We start from the raw sequence: 26,435 nt of genomic DNA on the forward strand, positions 1-26,435 counted from the left end.
ACCCACGAGAACGAATCGAGGCAGCCGCATGGCCGCGACACACCCCACACGTCCCAGCCGCACCACACGTGCAGCAGGCCAGCGCACCGCCAAGCAGGCGTGGGCGGGCGGCCTGACGGCCTTCGCGGGCGTCATGCTCCTGCTCGCCGGACTGCTCGGTGTGTTCCGGGGCATCATGGCGATCGCCCACGACAACGTCTTCGTCGCGACGCCCAACTACGTCTTCAAGTTCGACCTCACCAGCTGGGGCTGGATCCACCTGGTCCTCGGCGCGCTCGCATGCGTCGTCAGCTTCGGCCTGGTCCGGCCGGCGCCCTGGGCACGCGTCGCCGGCGTGGGCATCGCAGGGCTGGTCATCATCGCCAACTTCCTGTCCCTGCCCTACTCCCCGCTCTGGTCGATCGTGATCATCACGATGTCCGGCTTCATCATCTGGGCCCTGTGCGTGGTCCAGGGTGAAGAGACCACGATGAGTCCATAGAGCACCAACCCGGTCACAGGCGAACCCGCAGCAGCACCTGGCCGTAGGAGAACTCATGGACCGGTATCCGCCCATCGCCTACCACGGCATGGTCGGCGACCTCCAGACAGCGGCCCTGGTGTCGTCCGGCGGGAACGTCGACCGGTGGTGCACTCCCCGCTTCGACTCGCCCAGTGTGTCCGCCGCGCTCCTCGACAGCGAGCGCGGCGGACACTGCCGACTGGCGGTGGAGCTCCCGGACGGGCACGGCGACGGCATGTCCGTCCGGCAGCTGTATCCGTCCGACACGGCCATCCTGATCACCCGGTTCATGGGACCCGGCGGAGTCGGCGAGGTCGCCGACCTCATGCCCCCCATCGACTCGTCGGTGCCCACCGACCGGCACCGACTGATCAGGGTGGCCCGCGTCGTACGCGGCAGCCTCCCCTTCGCCTTCGCATGCCGGCCGCGCTTCGACTACGGCCGCGCCCGCCACACACTCCGCGTCGTCGACGACCACACGGCCGTCCTGCACGGACCGGGACAGGACCTGCAGCCGGCACTCCGTCGTGCACGGCCTGACGGCGCCCCCCGAACCCATGGGCGGGGGCACCGGAGATGACTGACCGGACAGAGCCGACGAAGGTGCCGCCGGGGCAGCGGCCGGTCCTGGCCGCACTGGCCCTGGCCCAGTTCATCTGCAGCTTCGCCGGCTCCAACATGAACGTGATGATCAACGACATCAGCAAGGACCTGGACACCACCGTCCAGGGCGTCCAAGTGGCCATCACCCTCTTCCTGCTGGTCATGGCCGCGCTGATGATCCCCGGCGGCAAACTGACCGACCGCTACGGCCGCAAACGGTGCTTCGTCGTCGGCCTCGTCGTCTACGCCGTCGGCGCGCTGCTGAGCGCGGCGGCACCGGGACTCGGCGTCCTCATCCTGGGCAACTCCATCCTCGAGGGAGTCGGCACCGCCCTGCTCATCCCGCCCGTCTACATCCTCACCACGCTGCTCTACCCCGACCTGACCTCCCGCGCCCGGGCGTTCGGGATCATCATGGCGCTGGGCGGCATCGGGGCCGCGGCGGGACCGCTGATCGGCGGGCTCATCACGACCGGCATCAGCTGGCGCGCGGCCTTCGTGTTCCAGGCCCTGGTCATCGCGGTGATCGTCTGGCTGAGCCGCCGTATCGAGGACCCCCTGCCCCCGGACCCGACCCGCTCCTTCGACACCGGCGGAGCGGTCCTGTCCGCGACCGGCCTCGTCCTGGTCGTCATGGGCATCCTGGCGGCGGACAACAACATCTGGCTGATGACCGCCCTGATCGTCCTCGGCGTCCTCGTCCTCGCCTGGTTCTTCCGCTCGTCGCGCGCCAAGGAACAGGCCGGCCAGGAGCCGTTGCTCTCGCTCTCCCTGTTCCGCAACCGCACCTCCAACCTCGGGCTGGTCACACAGAACGTGCAGTGGCTGCTGCTCATGGGAACGTCCTTCACGGTCGCCGCCTACCTCCAGGTCGTCCGCGGCTACGACGCCATCCAGACCGGAGTGGTCTTCACGGCGGCCACGCTCGGCCTGCTCGTGTCGTCGCTCTGCGCCGAGGGCCTGGCGCGACGGCGGTCCCAGCGGACACTGATCATGACCGGCTTCGTGGGCTCCGTCGCGGGCGTGGCGGTGCTGGTCGGCCTGGTCGGCAGCACCTCCACGGCCTGGGCCTTCGTCCCCGGGCTCCTGCTGATCGGGCTCGGCCTGGGCGTGATGCTGACCCCGTCGGTGAACGTGGTCCAGTCGGCCTTCCCGGAGGAACAGCAGGGCGAGATCTCCGGCCTGTCCCGCAGCGTGTCCAACCTCGGCTCGTCCTTCGGCACGGCGATCGCCGGCACCATCCTGGTCGCCGGCCTCAGCAGGGGCGCGTACGCCGCCGCGATGATCACGCTGGCGGTGATCGGCCTGGGCGGCCTGGCCGCGGCGGCCCTCCTCCCACGGGGACCGGGCGGCCCGACGCCCCACGACACACCTGCCACGGCCCCGGGGACGCACGCCTAGGGGCGACTCGGCCCCCGCGTCACCGACGTGATCCAGAAGACACCTCCCAGCTCCGCTCCCGGCTGCTCCGCCCGCGGGCGCGCGTGGCATCATCGGCCGAGGTAAGGACCGAAGCCGTACGTAGCCGATGACGGGCGTGCGCGGTCGCAGGCAGCCGTACGAGGAGCACGATGAACCCCACCGCCACCGTCCCGCCCGCGGTGGGCACCTCGCTGCTGGACGACTTCTCCCTGGAGATGACCGGCAAGGACGTGCCGAAGCTGGAGGAGGCACGCGACAGCATCCCCCGGGGCACACGGATCAACGTCACCTTCCTCGCCGGCGAGGACCCGGACATGCGGCTCGGGGCCGCCCGCGCGGTCAAGCGGCTCGGTTTCGTCCCCGTCCCGCACATCTCCGCCCGCCGGCTGCCCTCCCAGCGGCACCTGGAGGAGTTCCTGGCCGGCCTGGCGGCGGACGGCACCGCCGACAACGTCTTCGTCGTCGGCGGCGACCCCGCCCGCCCCGAGGGGCCGTACGAGGACGCCCTCGCCGTCATCCGCACCGGGCTGCTCGAACGCCACGGCGTACGGCACGTCGGCATCAGCGGCTACCCGGAGGGCCACCCGGCGATCACCGAGCACACCCTGTGGTCGGCGCTCGGCGACAAGAGCGCGGTGCTCGGGGCGCAGCGGATCGCGGGCGACGTCATCACCCAGTTCGGCTTCGACGCCGACCGGGTGCTCGGCTGGGTGGCGGACGTCCGCGCCCGGGGCGTCACCCTGCCCGTCCGCATCGGCGTACCCGGTCCGGCCGGCGTGCGCCGACTGGTGACCTACGCCACTCGCTTCGGTGTCGGCACCAGCGCCTCCATTGCCCGCAAGTACGGCTTCTCGCTGACCAACCTCATGGGCACGGCCGGCCCCGACCGCTTCCTGCACGCGCTCGCGCAGGGCTACGCCCCCGCACGGCACGGCGAGATGAAGGTGCACTTCTACACCTTCGGAGGCCTGCGCACCACGGCGGAGTGGATCGCCCGCTACCGGCGGGGAGACCGGGAGGCCTGACAAGCGGGCAGGATTCCGCTTCGCGTTCGACATCTCGACGGTATGCCGGTGGGCCGGTGGCCATTTCTGATCGGTGGGCGCGTGGCCCTGCCGGACGCCCGGGACCCGCCTGCCTCCCTGCTTGCTGCTCTTGCGCTGGTCATGCCAGAGCTCTATAACGTCTCCAGCAGGTATCGGCGGGGATGGCCGGAAATGGCAATTGCCGCCGACCAGGGGGGATCCTCGGCTCCGCCGCGATCGGCACCAGTGCCCCGCAGACCGACGGAGACCGAACCATGACCGACGACGCCTATCGCGCTGCCCTGACCCGCCTGGCCGTGGACCCGGCCTTCCGCGCCGAACTCGACGGCGACACCGAAGAGGTGGCGCGAAGACTCGGCCTGTCGTCCGCGCAGGTCACCGAACTCCGCTCCCTCCGCGTCGAGTCCGGCACCGACGGGGGACCGGCCGCGCTCGACCCCCGGCTGTCCAAGTCGTCCCTGTTCTTCGGCAGTGCGGCGCATGCGCTGGCACACCACGACGTCCCGGCCGACCACGCCGTATCGACCGACCACGTCTCCGGGGCTACGCACGACGTCTCCACGACCCACGACGTCCCGGCGGAGCAGGTCTCCGGCGACCACGACGCCGGGGGCCCGGCGGCCGCCGGCCACTCGTCGGAGCTGCCGGATCCCGCCGCCGGTCAGGAGGGCGTCGGCGGCGTCGACGTGGCGTCGACCGGCTCCCACAGTCTGCTCGGCGGTCCTCTGCTGGACCGGTCGCCCGCTGAACTGGCCGGCGGACCGGGCGAGTTCGGTGACTTCGGCGACTTCGGCGAGCACGGGAACGAGGGGATCGGCACGGACCTCGGCGGGCTCGGTGGGCAGGTCGGCGGGGGTGCCGAAGGGGGCTTCGGCGACTTCGGCGCCGGGGGCGACGGCGGGTTCGGCGGCGGGGACGGGGGGCTGGGCAGCGGTGGCTTCGGTGACGGTGGGTTCGGCGACGGTGGGTTCGGTGGCGCGGACGGTGGCTTCGGTGACGGGGGTCTGGGCGGTGGTGGGTTCGGTGACGGTGGCTTCGGCCATGGTGGGTTCGGTGACGGCGGCCTCGGTGGCGGCGGTGTCGGTGACGGTGGGTTCGGCGACCTCGGTGGCCATGGCGGCTTCGGCGGTGCCGGTGGGGACGGCGGCTTCGGCGGTGTAGGTGGTGAAGGCGGCGGGGACGCCGGTCACTTCGGTCACGGAGGCATCTACGACCGCGATGGCGGCGATGGCGGCGGTGACAGCGGCGGTGGCGCTGGCAGTGGTGAGGGTGGTGGCGACCCGGAGAACACCAATCGTCCCAGTGGCGGCGGTGGCCATGGTGGTGGTGAAGGCGGCGGTGAAGGTGGCGGCGGCGGTGGTGAGGGTGGTGGCGACCCCGAGAACACCAACCGCCCCAGCGGCGGCGGTGGCCATGGCGGCGGCGGTGAAGGTGGCGGCGGCGGTGGTGGTGAAGGTGGTGGCGACCCCGAGAACACCAACCGCCCCAGCGGCGGTGGTGGCCATGGCGGCGGCGGTGAAGGTGGCGGCGGCGGTGGTGGTGAAGGTGGTGGCGACCCGGAGAACACCAACCGTCCCAGTGGTGGCGGAGGCCATGGCGGTGGCGAGGGTGGCGGCGGTGGTGGTGAGGGTGGTGGTGACCCGGAGAACACCAACCGTCCCAGTGGTGGCGGTGGCCATGGCGGTGGTGACAGTGGCGGCGACGGAAACGGCGGAAGCAGCCAGGAGAACATCGGTCGGCGTCCCGGCGGTGTCGGTGAGCCCGGCGGTGGTAACCGCATCATCGCCCAGGGCGGCCTGCCCTCGGGCGAGGGTGGCAGCGGTGATCACATCATCGTCCAGGGCGGCCTGACCGCCTCCGGCCTTGGAAACGCCGCCACGCACCTGCCGGACTCCGGCCCAGCCGCGGAAGGCGACGCAGGCTTCGACGGAGGAACGTTCACCAGCGGTTCCGGCGGGGGCTGAGCCACCGCATGCTCTGCCATGTCTGCCGCGTTCATGTGCGACGCGACTTCCCGTACTGCCTGCACTGCGGCACCCCGCGCCGGGGTGCCGCGCCGACGTCGTTCGCCGCGCCCCAGCTGCGCGGCCTCGACGACCCCATGCTGCTCGTCCCGCTGACCGGCCCGGTCACCACGCTGGGCCGGGGCGAGGACAACGACGTGGTCCTGTCCGACGGCAGCGTCTCGCGCCGCCACGCCCGTGTCGTCCGTACCGCCGAGGGCTTCCGGATCGAGGATCTGGACTCCTTCAACGGCACCGCCGTCGCCGGCGTCGACCTGCACGGCGGCACGGCCCGGCTCGCCGACGGCACCGAGCTGTCCGTGGGCGACGTACGCCTGGTGTTCGAGCAGCCCCGCGACGCCCGGATCGGCTCCCGCACGATGGTCGTCGGCACCCAGCTGACCCAACTGCCCACCGCCGGACAGGAGGAGGCCCCGGAGGCGGGCGGCCCGCTCACCGCGCGCCCGCGCCGCCGTTCCGGCTGGGCCCTCAAGCAGATCCCCACCGAACGCGGCGCACCCCGCTGGGTGCTCAGCTCCACCCGTACCGGCCGCTATCTGGAGCTGGACGAGCGCCAGGTCTTCCTGTGGCACGCCGTCGACGGCGAGAACACCGTACGGGACCTGCTGTTCGCCTACGCCGAGCGCTACGGCGAACTCGCCCTGCCCCGCATCGAGTCCGCGCTGGCCGCGTTCGCGGACGCCGGCCTGCTGCGCGGTCTGCCCGGCCGGCCGGAGCAGGAGCGGCCGAAGGGCTGGCGCCGGGCGGGTCGTGCGGTGTACCGGGCGCTGCTGAAACTGGAGGTGTCGGTCCCCGGCCTCGACGGGCTGGTGACCCGGCTCTACCAGGGCTTCGGCTGGCGGCTGTTCACCCGCACCGGGGTGCTGCTCGCCTGGCTGTCGGTGGCCGGCGGCCTGGTCGCGTTCTTCGCCGCCCAGGGCCGGCACCACCTGCTGGACTTCGGCGGGGCGGGCATGTGGGGCCCGGTCCTGCTGGTCGCCGGGTACGTCACCGCGCTGCTCGTGCACGAGCTGACGCACGCGCTGGCCGTGAAGTCGTACGGCCGCAAGGTCCGGCGCGGCGGGTTCCTGTTGATGATGGGCATGCCGTTCGCGTTCGTGGACACGAGCGACATGTGGTTCGGATCGCGCTGGTCCCGGGTCGTCGTGGCGCTGTCCGGGCCGCTGTCCACGGCGGCGCTGGCCGGCTGGTGCGCCACGGGCGCGGTCCTGCTGCCCGCCGGACCCGCCTCGGCCGTTCTCTACCACCTGGCCTTCGGCCTCTACCTGAACACGCTCTACAACTTCAACCCGCTGATGCCGCTGGACGGTTACCAGGCGCTGACCGACGCGCTGCGGGTGCCGCGGCTGCGCGAGGAGGCGAGCGCCTACTTCCGCACCGGCCTGTGGCGAGACCTGCGCGCGGGCAACCGGCCGGGGCCGCGCCAGGCGGGCATGGCTGCCTACGGCCTCGCGGTCGTCGTGGGCACCTACGGCTTCCTCGCCCTCGCCCTGCTGGCCTGGCGCTCCCGGATCGGCGACCTGCTCGAAGGCCGGCTGGCCGAGCCGTGGACCACGGTGATCGAGGCGGCCGTCGTCGCCCTGGTCGCCTTCCCGGTGTGGGCGGCCCCCGTGCGCTGGGTGCTGCGCCGGATACGGCGCCGGCGGGACAACAAGGACGTACCGCAGGGCGCCGGGACCGTCGCGCCCGTGGAGGGGACGGCATGACCGACGACGCCGGCTGGGCCGTACCCGGCTACGAGACCGTCCGCACGCTGGGCGAGGGGGCCGGAGGCCGAGTCGTCCTCGCCCGGCACACCGCTACCGGCGTGCCCGTCGCGGTCAAGTACCTGGGCGAACGCCTGCGCACGGACCACGAGTTCCTGGCCCGGTTCCGGGCCGAGGCCCGGCTGCTCGGCGAGCTGCGGCACCCGTGCGTGGTGCGGCTGTACGAGTACGTCGAGGCACGCGCCGGTGCCGCGATCGTGATGGAGGCGGTCGACGGCGTCAGCCTGCGCCACCTGCTGCGCCGGCACGGGGCGACCGGCCCCGAGGCCGCCCTCGTTCTGCTCAAGGGCTCCCTGCTGGGGCTGGGCGCGGCCCACACGGCCGGGGTGGTGCACCGCGACTACAAGCCGGAGAACGTCCTGGTCCGCGCCGACGGCACCAGCGCGCTGGCCGACTTCGGCATCGCGGTGCGCAGCGGCCGGGAGACCGAGGCCGCCGGCACGCCCGCCTACATGGCGCCCGAGCAGTGGGACGGCGAGCCGGCCGGCCCGGCCGCCGACGTGTACGCGGCCTCCGTGGTGTTCTTCGAGTGCCTCACCGGACGGCGGCCGTTCCCCACCGACGACCTGACGGCCCTGCGCCTGCAGCACCTGCGCGCACCGGCCCCGCTGGACGACGTACCCGCACCGGTGCGGGGGCTGCTGCACGCGGGCCTGGCCAAGGACCCGGCGGACCGGCCCGGCGTCGAGGCCTTCCTCGCCGACCTGGAACGGGCCGCCACCGAGGGGTACGGCGCGGGCTGGGAGGAGCGCGGCCGCCGGCGGCTCGCCGAACTCGCCGCGCTGCTGGCCCTGTTGTTCCCGTTCACCACGACCGCGACGCTCGACGGCTCGGCCACCGCACTCACCCTGCTGGGCCGGTTGAGGCGCGGGGGATGGAAGGTGGCGACCGGTGGGGTGGCCGCGCTGGTGGTTGTCGCGGGCGGAGCGACGTACGCGACGGGCCGCCCGCACGAGACGTCGACGACGGTGGCGAGTTCGACTCCCGCACCGCTCGACTCGCCCACGACACCCGGCACTTCATCCTCCCCGTCCACTTCACCGAGCAGCCTCCCGCCCACGGCAGACACCACACCCTCGGCCACCCCCTCGGACAGCCCGTCGTCCTCGCCCACACCCTCCACGGAGCCGACCGCACCGGCCGGGACCCCGACCACCGCGGCTCCCGGCGCGGCCACGCCCGGCGACATCACCATCACCATCGGCTCGTGGCAGCGCGGGCAGAAACCGGGCACGCTCGTCGCTGCCGTGACCGTCGAGACGACGGGCACCGGTCCGCTGACCGTCACCGCGAACTACTACGTCGACACCCCCGCCGACCCGTACGGCTCCCAGTCCCAGCCCCTGTCCGGGAGCACCCGGTACGACCTGACCTTCGAGGCGGACTTCTCCAACCACCCCTGCCGGGGGACCTGGGACGTCACGCTCAGCAGCGACCCGGCGGCCGTCGACGGCCCCCGGACGGCCTCCCTGGACGCACCGCCGTGCTGAACACCGCCCGACAAGAACGGATCGACATGACGACAGCCACCACAGTGGCCGGCCGGCCCCTGTCCGGCTGGTCACGGGACACGCGCCTCGGCACCTGGCACGCCCTGCTCCCGGATGCCTCCGGCGAGCCCGTGCTCGGGGCGCTGCGCATCGACCAGGCCCTGCTCGGGCCGCAGGGCACCCGCGAGCGCCTGGCGGCCGCGGTGCTCGCCACGGCGAAGCTCCGGCTGCCCGGGCTGCTCGGCACGGTCGACCTCGTGGCCGAGGCCGGTGAGGTGTGGCTGCTCTCGGCCCGCCCGCCGGCCCCCGCGCTCGCCGACGTCCTGTCCGCCGCCGGCCCCCGCCCCGACGCGGGCAGCGTGGCGAGCATCCTCAACGAGACCGCACAGACCCTGCTGGCCCTGCACACGGCAGGCCTGGCCCACGGCTCCCTCGGCCCCGACGCCGTGGTCCTCGCGCCGGACGGCGTGGCACTGCTGGCGGAGGCGGGCCTGAACGCGGTCCTGGGCGACGCGCCACAGCCCGAGCCTCCGGCGGCGGATACCGGTGGGGCGGCCGTTCCCCTGCCGGGTGAGCTTTCGCGTTCGGGTGGGGCGGATGCCGGTGGGTCGGTGGTGCCCGTGCCGGGTGAGCTTTCGCGTTCGGGTGGGTCGGATGCCGGTGGGTCGGCCGTACCCCTGCCGGGTGGCCCCCCGCGCCCCGACCGGGCGGACACCGCCGCAGTGGGCGTACCCCTGCCGGGCGGTGACCTTCCGTACGCCGACCGCCGGGCAGCCGACACCGCGGCCTGGGCCGCCCTGGCCCGCACCCTCGGCGCCGCCTGGACCCAGTCCGGAACCCCCGCGGCGGCCCTCTTCGCCCACTGCGCCACCACCGCCGAGTCCCAGGGCCTCGCGGCGGCCCGGGCCGCGCTCGTGGCCGGGCGCGCGGCACTCCCGGGGGACTTCCTGCGCCGTACGGCACTGCGCGCGGTGGCGGCAGCATCGACTCCGCGGTTCGCCGCACCGGCCGCACCACCGCCACACCCGACTCCAGCGGCTCCCGAGAGCCCGGCCCCGCCGGAGGACCGCCGCCCGGCGTCGGCACTCCCGGCGCCCCCCACTGCACGCCCGGCGGCTGCCGAGCCCACCGCCTTCAGATCCGCCACGACAGCCCCGGACCAGGGAGCCACGGCACCTCGCCCCTCGGCAGCCGCCGACCAGCTCATTGCCCCGGCACCTGCCGACCGGCTCATCGCTTCGGCATTCGCCGGGCATCTCACCGACTCAGCAGCGGCCGAGCAACTCGCGACCTCGGCAGCACCCGACCAGCTCGCCACCTCGGCATCCGCCGACCAGCTCATTGCTTCGGCATCGGCCGGGCATCTCACCGCCCCAGCAGCGGCCGAGCAACTCGCCACCTCGGCACCCGCCGACCGGCTCACCGCCCCAGCAGCGGCCGACCAGCTCACCACGTCAGCCGCCGCCGACCAGCTCACCACCCCCGGCCGCGCCCACCGCTCCACCACGCCCGACACCCAGGCCACCGTCCTCGGCAAGCGCCACCGCGTCACCTCGCCCCCGGTATCCGCCGGGGAGGAATCCGGCGAGATCCTGCTCCGTTTCGGACCCGGGATTCCGGCCGACGAGCAGGACGTGCTGCGAGCCCGGTGGCGGGCCGAAGCCGCCGTACCCGCGCGGCAGCGCCCGCGCCGAAGGCGCCGGGGCTGGGTCATCAGCACCGCGGTCGTGGCAATAGCCGCCGTCCTGCTCTGGCTCCTGCTGCGCCCGACCCCCGCCCCCGCGGTCGTCGCCGTCCGCGTTCAGGCCCCCGCAGGGACGCTGCACTGCGGCAGGACGGCCGACCTGGTCGGTGTCGTCACCACCGACGGACGGGGCGGGCCCGTCACGTACCAGTGGCTGCGCGGGGACGGCCAGGACTCGGGTGAGCTGGTCCGCACCGCCCACCGAGGTGAGCGCCGGTTCCGGGTGCACCTGCGCTGGACGGTCCGCGGTCCCGGCCGCTTCCAGGGCACCGCCCGGCTGCGGATCACGCACCAGCGCGCCCCGATGGAGGCGAAGGCGAGCTTCACCTACGTCTGCCCCTGAAGCCCCTGGAGCCCAGGAACGTCACGCCTGCCGCGAGGATCGGTCAGGGGACGCCACCGGATCCCCTGGCCGGCCCCAGGTACGTGTCGGATTCTCGCCAGCGGACGCCCCCGCGCTGGTCGATCCTGGACGCATGCAGACAGGGACGCACTTCGACCGGGAGCACTGCGTGCGCGCCGTGCAGTCCAAGGACGCGCGGTTCGACGGGTGGTTCTTCACGGCCGTCCTGACCACCCGCATCTACTGCCGGCCCAGCTGCCCGGTCGTCCCGCCCAAGGCGGAGAACATGACCTTCTACCCGAGCGCGGCCGCCTGCCAGCAGGCCGGGTTCCGGGCCTGCAAGCGCTGCCGCCCCGACACCAGCCCCGGCTCGCCGGAGTGGAACCAGCGCGCCGACCTGGTGGCCCGGGCCATGCGGCTGATCGCCGACGGGGTGGTGGACCGCGAGGGCGTGCCCGGACTCGCCGCCCGCCTCGGCTACAGCACCCGGCAGGTGGAGCGGCAGCTGCTCGCCGAACTGGGCGCCGGCCCCCTCGCGCTGGCCCGTGCCCAGCGCGCCCAGACCGCCCGCCTCCTCGTGGAAACGACCCCGCTGCCCATGGCGGAGATCGCCTTCGCGGCCGGCTTCTCCTCCATCCGCACCTTCAACGACACCGTCCGCGAGGTCTTCGCCCTGTCCCCGAGCGAGCTGCGCGCCCGGGTGCCGAAGGGCCGGACCAGTGCCCCGGGCACCCCCGGGACCCTCACGCTGCGGCTGCCGTTCCGGGCCCCGCTCAACCCCGACAACCTCTTCGGTCACCTGGCCGCCACGGCCGTACCGGGCGTGGAGGAGTGGCGGGACGGCGCGTACCGGCGCACGCTGCGGCTGCCGTACGGGCACGGGATCGTCGCCCTCACCCCGAAACCCGACCACATCGCCTGCCGCCTCACGCTCAGCGACCTGCGTGATCTGACCGTGGCCGGCAGCCGCTGCCGGCGCCTGCTCGACCTGGACGCAGACCCGGTGGCGGTCGACGACCACCTGCGCACGGACCCGTTCCTCGCGCCCCTGGTCGACAAGGCGCCGGGTCGCCGGGTGCCGCGCACGGTCGACGAGGCCGAGTTCGCCGTCCGGGCCGTGCTCGGGCAGCAGGTCTCCACGGCCGCCGCCCGTACCCACGCGGCCCGCCTGGTCACCGCCCACGGCAAGCCGCTGGACGACCCCGAGGGCGGGCTCACCCACCTGTTCCCGTCCCCCGAGGCGCTGGCCGCCGTGGACCCGGAGACCCTGGCCATGCCCCGCACCCGGCGCACCACCTTCACCACCCTCGTCCGTCAACTGGCCGACGGCACACTCCACCTGGGTGTGGAGTCGGACTGGGCGGAAGCCCGCGCACGCCTGCTGGACCTGCCCGGCTTCGGTCCCTGGACGGTCGACGTCATCGCCATGCGCGCCCTCGGCGACCCCGACGCCTTCCTCGCCACCGACCTGGGAATCCGGCGCGCCGCAGGGGAGTTGGGCCTGCCCGCCACTCCGGCCGCGCTGACCGCCCGCGCCGAGGCCTGGCGCCCCTGGCGGGCCTACGCGGTCCAGTACCTGTGGGCGACCGACAGCCACCCGATCAACTTCCTTCCCGTGTAAGGATCTCCGCAAGATGAGCGACATGAGCGAGACGAAACGGCACACCGTCGTCGACAGCCCCTACGGCCCCCTCACCCTCGTCGCCGACGACGGCGTCCTGTGCGGCCTCTACATGGTCGGCCAGCGCCACCGCCCGCCGGAGGAGACCTTCGGCAGCCTCGACGACACCCCCTTCGCAGACGCCGAGAAGCAGCTGGCGGCCTACTTCGCCGCAGAGTTGACGGAGTTCACCCTCGAACTCCGTCTGAACGGCACCCCGTTCCAGCGCAGCGTCTGGGACCAGCTGACCCGTATCCCGTACGGCGAGACCCGCTCCTACGGCGAACTCGCCGAGGCCCTCGGCAACCCCGGGGCGTCCCGCGCGGTCGGCCTCGCCAACGGCAAGAACCCGATCGGCATCATCGTGCCCTGCCATCGCGTCGTCGGAGCGGGCGGCGACCTCACCGGCTACGGCGGCGGCCTGGACCGCAAGCGCCGCCTGCTGGACTTCGAGCGGGGGACGGCCCTGTTCTAGCGGTCAACCGGTGCAGCCGGAGATGCCGCCCAGCGGGCTGCAGTTGTTCGGGCGGTTCTTCCGTACCACGGTGTCGCTCAGCGTGACGGTGCCGGACGCCCTGAAGATGCCGCCTCCGTCGCCCGCGCTGTTGCCACTGACCGTGCTTCGGGCCAGGGTGGCCGTACCGGTGGCCTGGTACGACACCCGCCGACGCGTCCGTTCGAGCGAGCCCGTCTACTCACTGCCCTCCCGCAGGCTGCGCAGCAGCTTCGGCAGCGCCGTACCGATCGGTTCCCGTACGACCTCGTCGGCGAGCTCGTCGTACGGCGTCGGTTCGGCGTTCACGATGACGAGCCGTGCCCCGTGGTCGGCGGCGACACCCGCGAGCCCGGCCGCGGGCTGCACCTGGAGACTCGTCCCGACGGCGATGAACACCTGGCAGGCCTTGGTGATCGCCACGGCCTCGCCGAGCACGACGGGGTCGAGTCGTTCGCCGAACATCACGGTGGCGGACTTGAGGATGCCGCCGCACTCCTGGCACGCCGGGTCGTCCTCGCCGGCCTCGACCCGGGCAAGGGCGTCCTCCATGGGGCTGCGCGCGTGGCACTGCGTGCATACGACGCTGCGCGCAGTGCCGTGCAGTTCGAGCACTTTGCGGGCGGGCATGCCGGCCAGCTGGTGCAGTCCGTCCACGTTCTGCGTGATCACTCGGACAGGCACACCGGATCGCTCCAGCTCCGCCACGGCCAGATGCGCGGCGTTCGGCTCGGCCTGGAGGGCGCGGTTCCCGCGCCGCAGCTGCCACGATCGTCGCCGGATCTCCCGATCGCTCATGTAGTAGTCGTACGTGACGAGCTTCTCGGCCTCGGGGTCCTGCCGCCACAACCCGTTGGGACCGCGATAATCAGGGATTCCGGAATCGGTCGAGATACCTGCGCCACTGAGAATGGCTACGAGAGGCCTGTCCATGGGCCGAGACTAGGACGCCTGTTCGTGCGGAGCGAATGGGTTTCGGGGCGTGGCCTCGAATCGGCCCGACGGCAACAATGTGCTGCCTCTGACGGTCTGAGCACGTGCCTTGTGGGATCTTCGCGGTGGTCAACCCGGCGCTGCAGTCCGAACATCCGTGGTCCGGCGGATCGCCGTCACCACCGCCTGCAGGCTGGTCAGCCAGATGGCGGCGTCGACGGCGTAGTACGGCAGCGGGTCGGTCGCCCGGCCGCCCGAGGAGGCGAACACATCGGCGATGACGGTGCGGTCCGTCGGCGTGCTCGGGGCCGGGGGCTCGACGGGCGCGGGGCGTCGCTTCTCGGAGCGCAGGTCGTACATCAGGGGCAGCGCAGTCAGCCGGAGACGGTGGGCGGCGTCGCGCAGGTGCGTGGCGCTGACCGGCCAGGCCGCCAGCGCGCCCGGGGGACAGTGGTTGACCAGGCTCTGCCCCGTGGTGACCACCTGGTTCCCGGCAAGCAGGATGGCCATCCAGTCCTCGTCGGCGGGGTGCGTCGGGTCCGGGTCACCGCGCTCGGTGGCGTACTGCGCGTAGCTGGCCTCCGCGAACACCTGGGCGCGGCGGGTCCCGGCCAGCGCGGCGCCGGTCGTACTGTCTCCGGTGATGGCCTCGACGGTCTCGGTGACGGCCCGGGTGCTCTGGTCCAGCAGCCGCGAGCAGGCCCGCCGCAGCTCCCCGGCGCCGCCTTGCGGCCAGGCCAGCAGCCCGACCAGGGCGCCGGTGAGGCCGCCGATGAGGACGTCCGTGAACCGGACGGCGGCCAGCCCCGCCCTGGCGGGATCGAGCTGGGCGAAGGCGGCGGCCGCGGCGATCGTGGAGAACGCCTGGCCCCAGCCCAGGCCGAGCACGGGCTTCGCGGAGAACGCCAGGAGGTACAGAGGCGGCAACACGACCGCGTACACCGCCACGTGGTCGCCCACGGAGTACAGCATCACAGCTACCACGGCGGCGCCCGCGAGGGTCCCGCTGAATGCCGGCCACAGCGCCGTACGGGTGCCCGTGGCGCTGGTCCCCATCACGGTGATGGTGGCCAGCAGTGCCCAGATGCCGTGGCCCAGGCCGAGCACGCCCACGATCAGCCGGGCGGCCGCCAGGGCCAGCGCGATCCGGACGGCGTTCTGGAAGTACACCGACCGGGGTGTGAGCTGGGCCTGCAGGCGGCGCGCGTAGAGCGAGAGCGTAGGACGCCCCGCGTACCAGAACGGGCCCGGCCGCTCGGCGGGCGGCGTCGCGTCCGCGGGCACGGGCGCGCCGAGCGCGATGCGCACCGCCGTGACCAGGAAGGTTCCGGTGTGTGCGATGTCCAGGGCGATCGCGCCGCCGCGCACCACGGCCGCGCTGTTCGGGTACCACATCGCCGGGCGGACACGGTTGGCCTCGAAGTCCGCCGCGGCGGCGGTGTACGGAGCGTCGGAAGGCGCCGGGCCCCGGCCGGACAGCCCGAGCGCGACGTCGTGGCATGCGGTGGCCGACGCTTGCAGCAGCCGGGCCGCCGCGGGGTCACGGGTGCCGGGGGCATCGCGGGCGTCCTGTTCCAACTGCCGTGTCTGGGCCAGCAGATGACGCAGGTAGGCGGCGCCTTGGCACAGCGCCCGGTCCCGCGCCGACGCCGACGTCGGGCGCTCGTCGTCCGGCACCAGGCTCAGCCGCAGCTCCTGCGACGCCGTCATCAGTTGATCCGGGCTGTCGAACGGTGGTGGCCGCGGCTCCGCCGCGAGCGCCCGCAGCGCCCCGGACGCCAGCGCCGCGGCGTGCGCCAGCCGGTCCGCGTACCGTCCCGGCGGGGGATCCGGCAGCAGCCACCTCTCCGCCGCCGCCATCAGCACCACTCCGGTCGCCAGCCCGGCCAGGCGCGCCCCCAGCGTCGCGGGTGCGTACGGCGGAAAGCACGCCAGGATGTAGAACGCCTGCAGGCCGCCTGTCAGCCCACCCAGTCGGGGCGCGCCCACCCCCGCGTACGTCACCAGGAAGCCCACCACGAACATCCCGAGGGCCGCCGTCCACGAGTGCACCCCGAGCACGGTGCCCAGGGTGACCAGCGCGGCCGCGAGCGGCAGCACCGCCAGCAGCGTGCGGGCGCGCTCACGCGGCGTACCCGGGACGAAGGACATCCCGCCGGTGGCGATCGCGCCGAACAGCGCGTAGATCGCCGCGACATGGTTCCCCAGGCCGTAGCGGAACGCGTAGAACCCCGTGCACGCCACGAGCGCCACCCGCGCCGCACGCCGCACCGCCCGCAGGCCAGGATCACGGGCCCGCAGCCATTCCAGCCCACCGCGACGGCGCACCCGCGGCCTCCTCGTCGACCGTGCGGAGAAACGTCCGCTTCCCCGTTCACGCTAGGCCGGGCGGGTACGCCCGGCCACCGCACCCGGGGCCGGTCAAGCGAGAGGAGCCCACGGCTTGACGTCGAATCCGCCCCTGCTCGTGCATGCCCCACGGCCGGGATGCGAGGCGGTGTAGGCAGGGGCAATGTTGGTGATGGGGGCGATGGTGTCTCCCTGTGCGAGCGCTTGGCCACCCTCGAAGCGATCTCGGCAGGAGGTTCTGACGATGACTGCAGCGACAGGTGCGACCCAGCCGGCTCACCCTGAGCGCCCGGGCGCGACGGACGGGGTGTGCAGCGAGTTCACCGTCTTCACCAAGATCAAGCCGGGACATGCGGACGCGCTGCGTGACACTCTCACCGAGATGGCCGAGGCGGCGGCAGGTGGGGGGGGCCGCGCGGCGATTCTTCGATCACTTTCTTCAGGCAGTCGTCGAAGTGCGGATCGTCGTCTTCGACGTCCGGCGTGTAGCGAACGAACTGTGCTGCCAGCGCTGTTGCTCTCAGTCCTCTAGTTCGGCGATCCAGCGCAGGGCGCGCAGGCCCGGCAGGAAGCAGTACTCGCCGCCGCGGGTGACCACGAAGCTGGGCAGGTTCCGCAGACGGCGCCTGACCCGGACGCCCCTGGTCAACCTGCTCCTGTCGACCACGGTCGAGTGGCCCGAGCAACTCTCGCCGTACGTCACGGTTGCTGAACTGCGGTTGCCGCAGCAGGACATCTCCGGCCCGGACAATCTGGCGAAGATGGACGCACTGTCCTTCACGCCCTGGCGGGTCACCGCCGAGCATGCGCCCCTGGGCAACATCATGCGGGCTCGCAAAGAGGTCTACCGGCACTCCTCCATCGAGCGCCACAAGCTCAACCAGCAGCCGCGCACGGAGCCGCGCAGCGCCGACGAGGTACTTCCGGACCCAGCAGCCTCCGAGTGATCCCTGGGCTGTCCCAGGGCGAGGACCGGACGGACGCAGCCGCGCCTACTGCCGTGCCCGCATGCCGAGTTCGGCCAGGTGGGCGAGGACGGGGAGGGCCGCGGCGATGGTCTGCTGCTCCTCGGGCGTCAACTCGCCGATCAGGGGCCGCAGATGACGGGCCCGGTCCTCGTGTCGGGCCTGGCCGATCTTCCGGCCCTCGTCGGTGATGTGCACGAGGACGGCGCGGCCGTCGGTCGGGTCGGGGCGGCGTTCCACGAGTCCGTCCCGTTCGAGCCGGGTCACCAGCTGGGTGATGCCCGGCTGGCTCAACTGCTCCGTTCTGACCAGGTCCGTCAGCCGTGTCGGACCGCTGAACGCCAGCGTGTCCAGCACCGACAGCGTCGTGAACGACAGCTTCTGCACGGAGGCGAGCCGGATGTAGAAGCGGTTGAAGTTCTCGATCGCCCTGGTGAGGTCGTCGACGTCCAAGTCGGCTTCCTGGCTGGTGTTCTGAGGAGTGGTCACCCTGGAAATGTATCGCATGCTTATATAAGGTCGTGATGCACCACGTCCCCGCCCCGCGGTGATGTGTGGTCCGGCATCGCACCTCGGCGCAACGGCGCGTCAACCACCCAGCAGCGCAAGGTGAGGGACACATCTATGACTGTGCGCATCGGCATCAACGGTTTTGGACGCATCGGCCGCAACGTCTTCCGCGCGATGGCCGCGCGGGGCCCGGAGTTGGAGATCGTCGCCGTCAACGACCTCGGTGACGTCGACACCATGGCCCATCTGCTGGCCTTCGACTCGATCCTGGGCCGCTTCCCCGAGGAGATCGCCGCCGAGCCGGGCGCGATCCGTGTGGGCAGCCGGACGATCAAGGTGCTCGCCGAACGCGACCCGGGCGCCCTGCCCTGGGGCGATCTCGGCGTGGACATCGTCATCGAGTCCACCGGCATCTTCACCGACGCCGCCCGGGCGCGCGCCCACGTCGACGGCGGTGCGAAGAAGGTCATCATCGCGGCCCCGGCCAGCGGTGAGGACATCACGGTCGTGCTCGGAGTCAACGAGGACGCCTACGACCCGGAGCGCCACACGATCATCTCCAACGCCTCCTGCACCACCAACTGCCTCGCCGTGCTGGCCAAGGTGCTGCACGAGAGCGTCGGTATCGAGGCGGGCATGATGACCACCGTCCACGCCTACACCCAGGACCAGAACCTCCAGGACGCTCCGCACAAGGACCTGCGCCGTGCGCGCGCCGCGGGCCTGAACATCGTGCCGACCTCCAGCGGCGCCGCCAAGGCCATCGGCCTGGTGCTGCCGGAACTCGCCGGCCGTCTGGACGCGTTCGCCCTGCGCGTGCCCGTGCCCACCGGCTCGGTCACCGACCTGACGGTGACCCCGAGCCGGCGCACTTCCGTGGCCGAGGTGAAGGAGGCGTACGCGGCGGCCGCGGCCGGTGCCTACAAGGGCCTGCTGTCGTACACCGAGGCGCCCCTCGTCAGCACCGACATCGTGGGCGACCCCGCCTCCTGCGTCTTCGACGCCGAACTGACCCGCGTCACCGACCAGCAGGTCAAGGTCGTCGGCTGGTACGACAACGAGTGGGGTTACTCGAACCGTCTCATCGACCTCGCCCTGCTGGTCGGCGCCACCCTCTGACGGCCGGCCACCGACGCCACCGCCGTCGGCCTTCCCGCGTGCCGGGCGGGACACGTCTCACGCCCCTTCGGACCATGCCACCAGGCCATGTCACAAGGACGGGAACCCATGACGTACGTGACCGGGGAATACACGGACTGCTCGCCCCTGCTCGACGACCGCGAGGCGCTCGACGGCTTCTTCGAGGAGCACGGCTACCTGTATCTGCGCGGCGTCCTCGACCGCGCCCTCGTCCGGACCGCCGCCGAGCAGATGCTGGAGGGCCTGATCGCGCTGGGTGCGGCGGATCCGAAGGCCACGCTGGACGACGCCAGCATCGACTCCTTCGAGGAGGTCGACGAGGTGGCCATGCACAAGTACGTGAAGTACGACGAGTTCTGGAACCACCCCTCGACCCTCAGGGTGTTCGAGCAGGTCTTCGGTGAGCCCGTCTTCGTCTTCCGCTCCACGACCATCCGCTACTACCCCTCGGCCGCGGGCGCGGAGAACCCGTCCTTCGCCCACCTGACGCCGTTCCACCAGGACGGCTTCTACATAGGCCCCAACAAGGACTTCCGCCCCACCTGGATACCGCTCATCGCCACGACAAAGGAGTCCGGCGGGGTCGCGCTCGTGGACGGCAGCCACCGGCGCGGCCCGCGCGAGCACGTCGTGCACGAGTCCTTCCGCAGGTTCGGCCACCCGGTGCGCGGCATACCCGCCGACCTGATGGGTGCGGACGAGATCCTGCTGCACTCCGCCATGGAGCCGGGCGACGTCCTGTTCCTGCACGCCTACACCTGCCACAGGTCGGTCCCGAACCTGTCCTCCCCGCCCGTCATGCGGATGTCGATGGACACCCGCGTGCAGCCGGCCGCGGCGGAGCGCGGCTTCAACGCGCTGACCCCGTGGACGGAGTCGGCGAAGGACCCCGCCAAGGGAATCATGTCCAAGATCACCGGAACCCCCAGCTCGGCTGAATAGATGACTCATCGCGAAGCACCCCCCACCGGCGCTCCCGGAACCCAGGAGCAGCCGTCCCCGCAGGAAGCCGACAAGGCCGCCGGCTTGTCCACGACCGCACTGGTCGTGGTGCTCACCGGATTCGCCCTGTCCATCGTCGACTTCTTCATCGTCAACGTGGCGCTGACCACGATCGGCCACGACCTGAACGGCGGAGAGACCGCACTGGAGCTGGTGGTGTCCGGCTACGGCATCGCCTACGCGCTCGGGCTGGTGCTCGGCGGGCGCCTGGGCGACGCCTACGGCAGACGCCGGCTCTTCGTGTGGGGCCTGATCGCCTTCACCCTCAGCTCCGCGCTGTGCGGTGTGGCCCCGAGCGTCGGCTTCCTCATCGCCGCCCGGCTCCTGCAGGGCGCGGCCGCGGCCATGCTCGTACCGCAGGTCCTCGCGACCATCCAGGCTGCCACCGAGGGCCAGGCCCGCGCCCGCGCCATCAGCCTCTACGGCGCGACCGCGGGACTCGCTGCGGTGGCCGGGCAGATCCTCGGCGGACTGCTGGTCTCGCTGGACATCGCCGGGGTCGGCTGGCGGTCGGTCTTCCTGATCAACGTGCCCGTCGGGGTGGCCGCGCTGCTGGCCGTGCGGCACATGCCGGACACCAGGGCCGAGCGCAGGCCGGGCTTCGACCTGACCGGCACCCTGCTGTTCGGGGTGGCCCTGGTCTGCGTCCTGCTGGTGATCGTAGAGGGGCAGGCGCTGGGCTGGCCGCTGTGGCTGTGGGCGCTGCCCGTGGTCGCGGCCGCCGCGGTGGTGGCGCTGTTCCGGGTCGAGCGGCGGCTGGAGGCGGAAGGCGGTTCACCGCTGTTGCCTCCGTCGGTCCTCTCGCAGTCCGGGATGCGCCGGGGGTTGCTCGCGATGGTGCCGTTCTCGATCGGGTTCGGCAGCTTCATGTTCGTCTACGCCCTGGTCGCCCAGGACGACTTCGGTCTGGGCGGTCTGGGCTCGGGAGCGGTGCTGTCCCCGTTCGCCTCCGCCTTCTTCGTGGTCGCGCTGTTCACCCCGAAGATCGCGGCGGTCCTCGGCCGGCGCATCGTGACCCTCGGGGCCACCGTCCAGGGAGCCGGACTGCTGCTGATGGCGCTGCTGATCGGGGTCACCTGGCCGGACGTCCCGGTGGTCCTGGTCCTGGCCGTGCTGGCCCTCACCGGCGTCGGACAGGCGCTGATCGGGCCCACCCTGTTCCGGATGATCCTCGCCGACGTCCCGCCGGCCCAGGCCGGCATGGGCAGCGGTGTGCTGGTCACCAGTCAGCAGACGGCCACCGCCCTGGGCGCGACCGTGGGCGGCACCCTCTATCTCGCCCTGGGCGACTCGATGGGCCACTCCTCGGCCGCGGTGATCGTCCTCGCCCTGCTCGCCGTCTTCTCGGTGACCATCTTCGCCATCAGCCTCAGACTGCCCGACCCCGCCTGAACCACCGGTGGCCTCCGTCCGGCTCCCCACGGGGTGGAGGCCACCGGGTCCAGGGCGTACGCCCGCCCCGCACAGCCCCTCCGGGCCGCAAGGACGCGGCCCGTGCCTTGCCCGCCCCACAGGATGCGAGGAACGGACGGTCCCGTGCACCTACACCCCAGAACGGCCGTGGTCACCGGCGCGGCGAGCGGTATCGGCCTCGCCCTCACCGCCCGCCTCACCCGGTCCGGAGCCGAGGTGGTCATGGCGGACATCCAGGGCGCCGCCCTGCACCGCCGAGCCGCCGAACTCACCGCGCGCGGCGCGCGGGTACGCGCCGAGACCGTGGATCTCACCGACCCCCACGCGGTGACGGCCCTGGCCGAGACGGCGTACGACACGCTCGGCGAGATCGACGTGGTCTGCAACAACGCCGGTGTCGTCGGCCCCGTGGGGATGCCGCTGTGGTCCGTGCCGCTGGACCGGATGCGCGAGGTGTTCGAGGTGAACCACTGGGCGCACGTCCATGTCGCCCGCGCCTTCGTGCCCCGGCTGCTGGCGAGCGGCCGGCCCGCGCACCTGGTGCACACCGCCTCCATGTCGGCGTTCGCCGTGGGCAGCGGCAGCGCGGCCTACGCCGCCTCCAAGCACGCCGATCTCGCCGTGGCCCGCAGCCTGCGGGCCGACCTCGCCGGGACCCCCGTACGGGTCTCGGTGCTCTGCCCCGGCCGGGTCGACACGCCGATGGTCCGCGGGCTCGCCGCGCCACGGGACGCGACCGGCGACACGACGGTCTCCGCCGAGCTGGTGGCCGAGACCGTGTGGGACGCGCTGGGCTCCGACCGCTTCTACCTGTTCACGAACGCCGACGCGCCCACCCGGCTGCGCGACCAGTTCGACGACGTACGGCGCCACCTGACCTCACCTGTCCACCCCACGCAGGAGACGCTGTGGAACGCTCTGGAACAGACCCCTTAGCCGACGGCGGGTCAGGCCCCGCCGACCCCGCCGGCACTGTCGACCTCGAGACGGTGCGGGCGAAGTACCGCGCGGAGCGCGACAAGCGCCTGACGGCGGCCGTCGGCCGGACGTACCGGTCCGCGCGCGGGGAGCTGTCCCGCTACGCCGCAGACCCCCGCGGCGAGCCGGGCGACCGGGATCCCGTCACCGACGAGGTCGACGTCGCCGTCGTCGGCGCCGGCATCGGCGGTCTGCTGGTGGGCGCACGGCTCCGCGAGACGTGCGGCTTCGAGCGGATCCGTCTGATCGACGCGGCCGGTGACGTGGGCGGGACCTGGTACTGGAACCGGTTCCCCGGGCTCCGGTGCGACGTCGAGAGCTACGTCTACATGCCGCTGCTCGAAGAGCTGGGCACCGTGCCGACCGAGAAGTACGTGACCGGCGCCGAGATCCTCGCGCACTGCCAGGCCGTCGCCCGGCACTACGGCCTCTACCGGGACGCGCTGCTGCAGACCTCGGTCACCGAGCTGCGCTGGGACGAGGACACGGCGCACTGGCTGGTGCGCACCGACCGCGGCGACCGCTTCCGGGCCCGGTACGTCTGCATGGCGATCGGCTCGCTGCACCGGCCCAAACTCCCCTCCGTCGAGGGCATCGAGACCTTCCGCGGGCACTCCTTCCACGCCGCCCGCTGGGACTACGGCTACACCGGCGGGGGAGTCCCGGGCAGCCTCGCGCAGCTCCGGGACAAGCGGGTCGGGATCGTCGGGACGGGCGCGACGGCCGTCCAGGTGATCCCGCACCTGGCCGAGGCGGCCGCGCACACCTACGTCTTCCAGCGCACCCCGCCCGCGGTGGGCGTACGGGCCAACCGGCCCACCGACCCGGACTGGGCGAAGGGGCTCGAACCGGGCTGGCAGCAGCGGCGCATGGACAACTTCCACGCGCTGACCTCGGGAGCCGCCGCGGAGGAGGACCTCGTCGCGGACGGCTGGACGGAGATCACCGCCAGTCTCGCGGCGATCCTGCCGAAGTCCGCCGGGACCAGCCCCGAGGACGCGGCCGGCGCCGTCGAGCACGCCGACTTCCGCAAGATGGAGGAGCTGCGGGCCCGTGTCGACGCCGTCGTGCACGACCCCGCCACCGCGGCCGCCCTGAAGCCGTACTACCGGCTGTTCTGCAAGCGGCCCTGTTTCCACGACGGTTACCTGGAGACCTTCAACCGGCCCGACGTCACCCTGGTGGACACCGAGGGCCGCGGTGTCGAGCGGCTCACCGAGCACGCCGTGGTCGCGGGCGGCCGGGAGTACCCGGTGGACTGTCTGGTCTTCGCCTCGGGCTACGAGTCCGAGTACGCGGTGCCGTACACCGCGCGGGCCGGTTACGAGGTCGTGGGGCGGGACGGGCTGCGGCTGTCGGAGAAGTGGGCGGACGGGGCGCGAACGCTGCACGGACTGATGGTGAATCGTTTCCCCAACTGCTTCGTCCTCTCCAAGGTCCAGTCGGGCCTGCATGTCAACGTCCCGTACATGCTGGGCGAGCAGAGCCGGCACGTCGCCCACGTCCTCAAGGCCGTCCAGGACCGGGGCCGGCACGTCGTGGAGGCCTCCACCACGGGCGAGAAGGAGTGGGGCGAGGAGATCCTCCGGCTCGCGCACCGCAACCTCGACTACGCCGAGTCGTGCACCCCGGGCCTGTTCAACAACGAGGGCCGCCCGAGCGAGCTGCACGTCCTGGGCGGCAGCTACGGCGGCGGCTCGGTGGAGTTCGTGAACGTCCTGCGCACCTGGCGCGAGGCCGGTGACCTCGCCCATCTCGAACTGAGCGACTGACCCACCCGTCCACGCAGCAATCACGCAGCATCCATGAAGGGGGACGCAAGACCATGGACGTCTCGCCGATACCAGGCTCCTCCGTCGGAGCCGTCGTGCACGGTGCCGACATCACCCCGGACCTCGACGACACCACCGTCGAGCGGATCTGGGCCGCACTCGACCGGCACCTGGTTCTGGTCTTCCGCGGCCACCGGGACCCCTCGAACGACGCACTGCTCGGCTTCGGGCGCCGCTTCGGGCACATCCCCAAGACCGGGCTCACCACCGGCGCCAGCCCCGACCACAACGAGATCCTGATCATCTCCAACATCGTGGAGAACGGACGGAAGATCGGCGTCGGCGACGCCGGCTGGATGGACTGGCACACCGACTACTCCTTTCGGCCCCGGGTGTCCCGGATCGGCTTCCTCGCGGCCGTGGAACTCCCCGTCTCCGGCGGCGGACAGACCCTGTTCACCGACATGTACGCCGTCTACGACTCCCTGCCCGCGCAGCTGCGCCGACGGCTGCACACCTACCGGGCCCGGCACGCCCTGCGCTCCGGCTACGAGGAGACCATCGAGGAGAGCTTCCAGGGCGAGGTGTCCCTCGCCGGCCCCGAGGGCGGCACCGGACCGGCCGACGCCACCGTGATCCTGCCCGAGGACGGCACCTCCACCGTCCACCCGATGATCGCCCGCAACCCGCGCACCGGCCGCCACGCCGTCTACGTCAACTCGCTCAACACCAAGCGCGTCCTCGAACTCGACCCCACCGCCAGCAAGGAACTGCTCCAGGACCTGTGCGGCTACGCCGGCGCCCCCGGGTTGACCTACGCCCACACCTGGCAGCCCGGCGACATCGTCATGTGGGACCAGCTCGGCACCATCCACGCGAAGACGCCCTTCGACCCGGCGGACCGGCGCATCCTGCGCAAGGTGGTGGCCATCTTCGACGACCCGGTGGAGCCCTGGCGAGCGGAGGCCATGGCGTGACCGTCACCCCCGCGAGCCTGCACCGCGGCCGGGACGTCACCACACCCGGACTGCGCACCGCCCTTGACCTGCTCGACCGCCGGACCCGCCACCAGGCCGCCTACCACCTCGGCTGGATCACCGCCGCAGGCGCGCCGACCGCGGCCGACGGCGGCAAGGCCGTACGTCCCGCCCTCGCCCTGCTGTCGGCCGAAGCGGTCGGCGCGCGGCCCGAGACCGCGCTGCCCGGCGCGGTCGCCGTCGAGCTGGTGCACAACTTCTCCCTGCTGCACGACGACCTGATGGACGGTGACGAGGAGCGCCGCCACCGCCGTACCGTCTGGTCGCTGTGGGGCGCCTCCAGCGCGATCCTCACCGGTGACGCGCTGCTGGCCCTCGCCCAGGAGGTGCTGCTCGACTGCGGGCTGCCCACCGCGGCGGCCGCGGCCGGACTCCTCGCCCGCACCACGCGCCGGCTGATCCACGGTCAGGTCCAGGACATGGCCTTCGAACAGCGCCGGCACGTGACGGTCGAGGAGTGTCTGGAGATGGCCGGCGGCAAGACCGGCGCGCTGCTGGCGGCGAGCGCCGCGATCGGTGCCCTGCTGGCCGGGGCACCGCAGCCCGCCGTGGACGCCCTCGGGCTCTACGGCGAGCAGGTCGGCCTCGCCTTCCAGCTCACCGACGACGTCCTCGGCATCTGGGGCGACCCGGCCACCACCGGCAAGTCGGTCCACTCCGATCTGCGCGCCCGCAAGAAGTCCCTCCCGGTCGCCTACGCGCTCAACCAGGGCGGCACCCTCGGCGTCGAACTGGCCACGTGGCTGGCCGCACCCGGCGACCCCGACCCGGCCGAGCTGCGCCGCGCGGCCGGCCTGATCGAGGCCGCCGGCGGCCTCGCCTGGGCCCAGGCCGAGGCGGCCCGCCGGATGGCGCTGGGCGAGGCGGCGCTGCGCGGCGCCGGTCTGGACGCCGGTGCGTGCGAGGAGTTGCTCGCGGTCGGGCGGTTCATCGTCCGCCGCGAGGTGTGAGAAGTCCGGCCGGACCAGTCCCCGTAAGAGATCTGTCAGCACTGTCGAGGACCGTGAGGGACACGGGCCGAGGCCCCGCCGCCACCCCCGAGGGCGACGGTGCCGGCAGTCGGACCCCGGCTCCGCGGGCAGCGTCGCCCCGGAGCCTCCCTCCCGCCGTGGGCGACGTGGCCCGCGGTCCCCCCCACCCGTCCGCATCCGCCGTAGGACAGCGCCGCCCGGCCGTCCTCCCGGGGGACATGACCCGCCGCCCCACGCCACCGCCGTCTTCCCCAGCGCCCCACCACGGAGAT

The 26,435-nt window shown here is 72.7% G+C and carries 22 protein-coding genes; 17 read left to right on the forward strand and 5 right to left on the reverse strand.

Translation table 11 applies throughout. The features are described from left to right. The first annotated feature begins 28 nt into the window (after positions 1–28). The 4 genes from ACIRVH_RS02660 (at position 29) to ACIRVH_RS02675 (ending at position 3,552) form a co-directional block, all read left to right on the forward strand. Positions 29–481 carry a hypothetical protein gene (locus ACIRVH_RS02660; RefSeq protein ID WP_403947511.1) on the forward strand — a complete coding sequence of 151 codons (453 nt, stop codon included), beginning with the start codon at positions 29–31 and terminating at the stop codon, positions 479–481. Between the two features lie 55 nt (positions 482–536). Further along, positions 537–1,082, forward strand: coding sequence for a trehalase-like domain-containing protein (locus tag ACIRVH_RS02665; protein ID WP_403947513.1), 546 nt, complete (start codon positions 537–539; stop codon positions 1,080–1,082). Further along, positions 1,079–2,506: an MFS transporter gene (locus tag ACIRVH_RS02670; protein ID WP_403947515.1), complete on the forward strand. Its 1,428-nt coding sequence runs from the start codon at positions 1,079–1,081 to the stop codon at positions 2,504–2,506. The genes ACIRVH_RS02665 and ACIRVH_RS02670 overlap by 4 nt, the downstream gene beginning before the upstream one ends. A gap of 170 nt (positions 2,507–2,676) precedes the next feature. Continuing rightward, a complete protein-coding gene (locus tag ACIRVH_RS02675; protein ID WP_403947517.1) occupies positions 2,677–3,552 on the forward strand; it encodes a methylenetetrahydrofolate reductase in 876 nt (291 codons plus the stop codon). A 152-nt stretch (positions 3,553–3,704) separates the two neighbouring features. On the opposite strand, the gene ACIRVH_RS02680 is transcribed toward ACIRVH_RS02675, so the two are convergent. Then, positions 3,705–5,456: a hypothetical protein gene (locus tag ACIRVH_RS02680; RefSeq protein WP_403947519.1), complete on the reverse strand. Its 1,752-nt coding sequence runs from the start codon at positions 5,454–5,456 to the stop codon at positions 3,705–3,707. Positions 5,457–5,572: 116 nt separating this feature from the next. On the opposite strand from ACIRVH_RS02680, the gene ACIRVH_RS02685 reads away from it, so the two are divergent. From ACIRVH_RS02685 to ACIRVH_RS02705, 5 genes are all read left to right on the forward strand, one after another. Beyond that, on the forward strand, positions 5,573–7,303 hold the full coding sequence (locus tag ACIRVH_RS02685) for an FHA domain-containing protein (RefSeq protein ID WP_403947521.1): 1,731 nt from the start codon (positions 5,573–5,575) through the stop codon (positions 7,301–7,303). Continuing rightward, entirely contained in the window at positions 7,300–8,853 is a 1,554-nt protein-coding gene (locus ACIRVH_RS02690) for a serine/threonine-protein kinase (RefSeq protein WP_403947522.1), read from the forward strand. The genes ACIRVH_RS02685 and ACIRVH_RS02690 overlap by 4 nt, the downstream gene beginning before the upstream one ends. A gap of 26 nt (positions 8,854–8,879) precedes the next feature. Then, entirely contained in the window at positions 8,880–10,940 is a 2,061-nt protein-coding gene (locus ACIRVH_RS02695) for a hypothetical protein (protein ID WP_403947523.1), read from the forward strand. Between the two features lie 133 nt (positions 10,941–11,073). Further along, positions 11,074–12,561 carry an AlkA N-terminal domain-containing protein gene (locus ACIRVH_RS02700; protein WP_403947524.1) on the forward strand — a complete coding sequence of 496 codons (1,488 nt, stop codon included), beginning with the start codon at positions 11,074–11,076 and terminating at the stop codon, positions 12,559–12,561. Positions 12,562–12,583: 22 nt separating this feature from the next. Then, positions 12,584–13,075, forward strand: a complete 492-nt coding sequence (locus ACIRVH_RS02705; RefSeq protein WP_403947526.1) for a methylated-DNA--[protein]-cysteine S-methyltransferase — start codon at positions 12,584–12,586, stop codon at positions 13,073–13,075. A 3-nt stretch (positions 13,076–13,078) separates the two neighbouring features. On the opposite strand, the gene ACIRVH_RS02710 is transcribed toward ACIRVH_RS02705, so the two are convergent. The 3 genes from ACIRVH_RS02710 to ACIRVH_RS02720 form a co-directional block, all read right to left on the reverse strand. Next, entirely contained in the window at positions 13,079–13,261 is a 183-nt protein-coding gene (locus ACIRVH_RS02710; RefSeq protein ID WP_403947527.1) for a hypothetical protein, read from the reverse strand. A gap of 30 nt (positions 13,262–13,291) precedes the next feature. Then, positions 13,292–14,026 carry an SIR2 family NAD-dependent protein deacylase gene (locus ACIRVH_RS02715; protein ID WP_403947529.1) on the reverse strand — a complete coding sequence of 245 codons (735 nt, stop codon included), beginning with the start codon at positions 14,024–14,026 and terminating at the stop codon, positions 13,292–13,294. Between the two features lie 129 nt (positions 14,027–14,155). After that, the gene (locus ACIRVH_RS02720; protein WP_403947530.1) at positions 14,156–16,354 is read right to left on the reverse strand and encodes an FUSC family protein; all 2,199 of its coding nucleotides are present in this window, start codon (positions 16,352–16,354) and stop codon (positions 14,156–14,158) included. Between the two features lie 611 nt (positions 16,355–16,965). Between ACIRVH_RS02720 and ACIRVH_RS02725 the strand changes: the two genes are divergently transcribed. Beyond that, complete coding sequence (locus ACIRVH_RS02725) at positions 16,966–17,322, forward strand: hypothetical protein (protein ID WP_403947532.1); 357 nt, start codon at positions 16,966–16,968, stop codon at positions 17,320–17,322. A 45-nt stretch (positions 17,323–17,367) separates the two neighbouring features. Here the strand turns inward: ACIRVH_RS02725 and ACIRVH_RS02730 are convergent, their stop codons facing one another. Next, positions 17,368–17,829 carry a MarR family winged helix-turn-helix transcriptional regulator gene (locus ACIRVH_RS02730; RefSeq protein WP_403947534.1) on the reverse strand — a complete coding sequence of 154 codons (462 nt, stop codon included), beginning with the start codon at positions 17,827–17,829 and terminating at the stop codon, positions 17,368–17,370. A gap of 135 nt (positions 17,830–17,964) precedes the next feature. Here ACIRVH_RS02730 and gap point away from each other — a divergent pair, with 135 nt between their 5' ends. From gap to ACIRVH_RS02765, 7 genes are all read left to right on the forward strand, one after another. Next, the gene (gene gap / locus ACIRVH_RS02735) at positions 17,965–18,969 is read left to right on the forward strand and encodes a type I glyceraldehyde-3-phosphate dehydrogenase (RefSeq protein WP_403947536.1); all 1,005 of its coding nucleotides are present in this window, start codon (positions 17,965–17,967) and stop codon (positions 18,967–18,969) included. Positions 18,970–19,077: 108 nt separating this feature from the next. After that, positions 19,078–19,932 carry a 1-deoxypentalenic acid 11-beta-hydroxylase gene (gene ptlH / locus ACIRVH_RS02740; RefSeq protein ID WP_403947538.1) on the forward strand — a complete coding sequence of 285 codons (855 nt, stop codon included), beginning with the start codon at positions 19,078–19,080 and terminating at the stop codon, positions 19,930–19,932. Beyond that, positions 19,933–21,384, forward strand: coding sequence for an MFS transporter (locus ACIRVH_RS02745; protein ID WP_403947540.1), 1,452 nt, complete (start codon positions 19,933–19,935; stop codon positions 21,382–21,384). It abuts the gene before it with no gap. A gap of 144 nt (positions 21,385–21,528) precedes the next feature. After that, the gene (ptlF, locus tag ACIRVH_RS02750) at positions 21,529–22,341 is read left to right on the forward strand and encodes a 1-deoxy-11-beta-hydroxypentalenate dehydrogenase (RefSeq protein ID WP_403947542.1); all 813 of its coding nucleotides are present in this window, start codon (positions 21,529–21,531) and stop codon (positions 22,339–22,341) included. Between the two features lie 53 nt (positions 22,342–22,394). Next, positions 22,395–24,155 carry a neopentalenolactone/pentalenolactone D synthase gene (gene ptlE, locus ACIRVH_RS02755; protein WP_403947544.1) on the forward strand — a complete coding sequence of 587 codons (1,761 nt, stop codon included), beginning with the start codon at positions 22,395–22,397 and terminating at the stop codon, positions 24,153–24,155. Positions 24,156–24,208: 53 nt separating this feature from the next. Then, positions 24,209–25,132 carry a neopentalenolactone/pentalenolactone F synthase gene (gene ptlD, locus ACIRVH_RS02760; protein ID WP_403947546.1) on the forward strand — a complete coding sequence of 308 codons (924 nt, stop codon included), beginning with the start codon at positions 24,209–24,211 and terminating at the stop codon, positions 25,130–25,132. Beyond that, on the forward strand, positions 25,129–26,142 hold the full coding sequence (locus tag ACIRVH_RS02765) for a polyprenyl synthetase family protein (RefSeq protein WP_403947548.1): 1,014 nt from the start codon (positions 25,129–25,131) through the stop codon (positions 26,140–26,142). The genes ptlD and ACIRVH_RS02765 overlap by 4 nt, the downstream gene beginning before the upstream one ends. Positions 26,143–26,435: the final 293 nt, after the last annotated feature.

Origin of the sequence: Streptomyces sp. NPDC101165 (genome assembly GCF_044768135.1) — a bacterium.
GTDB lineage: Bacteria > Actinomycetota > Actinomycetes > Streptomycetales > Streptomycetaceae > Streptomyces.

Bases quoted from the DNA above. Each gene is read 5' to 3' on its own strand.
- ACIRVH_RS02705 (WP_403947526.1), top strand. From the start codon at position 12,584: ATGAGCGAGACGAAACGGCACACCGTCGTCGACAGCCCCTACGGCCCC.
- ACIRVH_RS02665 (WP_403947513.1), top strand. From the start codon at position 537: ATGGACCGGTATCCGCCCATCGCCTACCACGGCATGGTCGGCGACCTC.
- ACIRVH_RS02745 (WP_403947540.1), top strand. From the start codon at position 19,933: ATGACTCATCGCGAAGCACCCCCCACCGGCGCTCCCGGAACCCAGGAG.
- ACIRVH_RS02690 (WP_403947522.1), top strand. From the start codon at position 7,300: ATGACCGACGACGCCGGCTGGGCCGTACCCGGCTACGAGACCGTCCGC.
- ACIRVH_RS02700 (WP_403947524.1), top strand. From the start codon at position 11,074: ATGCAGACAGGGACGCACTTCGACCGGGAGCACTGCGTGCGCGCCGTG.
- ACIRVH_RS02670 (WP_403947515.1), top strand. From the start codon at position 1,079: ATGACTGACCGGACAGAGCCGACGAAGGTGCCGCCGGGGCAGCGGCCG.
- ptlD (WP_403947546.1), top strand. From the start codon at position 24,209: ATGGACGTCTCGCCGATACCAGGCTCCTCCGTCGGAGCCGTCGTGCAC.
- ptlH (WP_403947538.1), top strand. From the start codon at position 19,078: ATGACGTACGTGACCGGGGAATACACGGACTGCTCGCCCCTGCTCGAC.
- gap (WP_403947536.1), top strand. From the start codon at position 17,965: ATGACTGTGCGCATCGGCATCAACGGTTTTGGACGCATCGGCCGCAAC.
- ACIRVH_RS02660 (WP_403947511.1), top strand. From the start codon at position 29: ATGGCCGCGACACACCCCACACGTCCCAGCCGCACCACACGTGCAGCA.
- ACIRVH_RS02695 (WP_403947523.1), top strand. From the start codon at position 8,880: ATGACGACAGCCACCACAGTGGCCGGCCGGCCCCTGTCCGGCTGGTCA.
- ACIRVH_RS02675 (WP_403947517.1), top strand. From the start codon at position 2,677: ATGAACCCCACCGCCACCGTCCCGCCCGCGGTGGGCACCTCGCTGCTG.
- ACIRVH_RS02715 (WP_403947529.1), bottom strand. From the start codon at position 14,026: ATGGACAGGCCTCTCGTAGCCATTCTCAGTGGCGCAGGTATCTCGACC.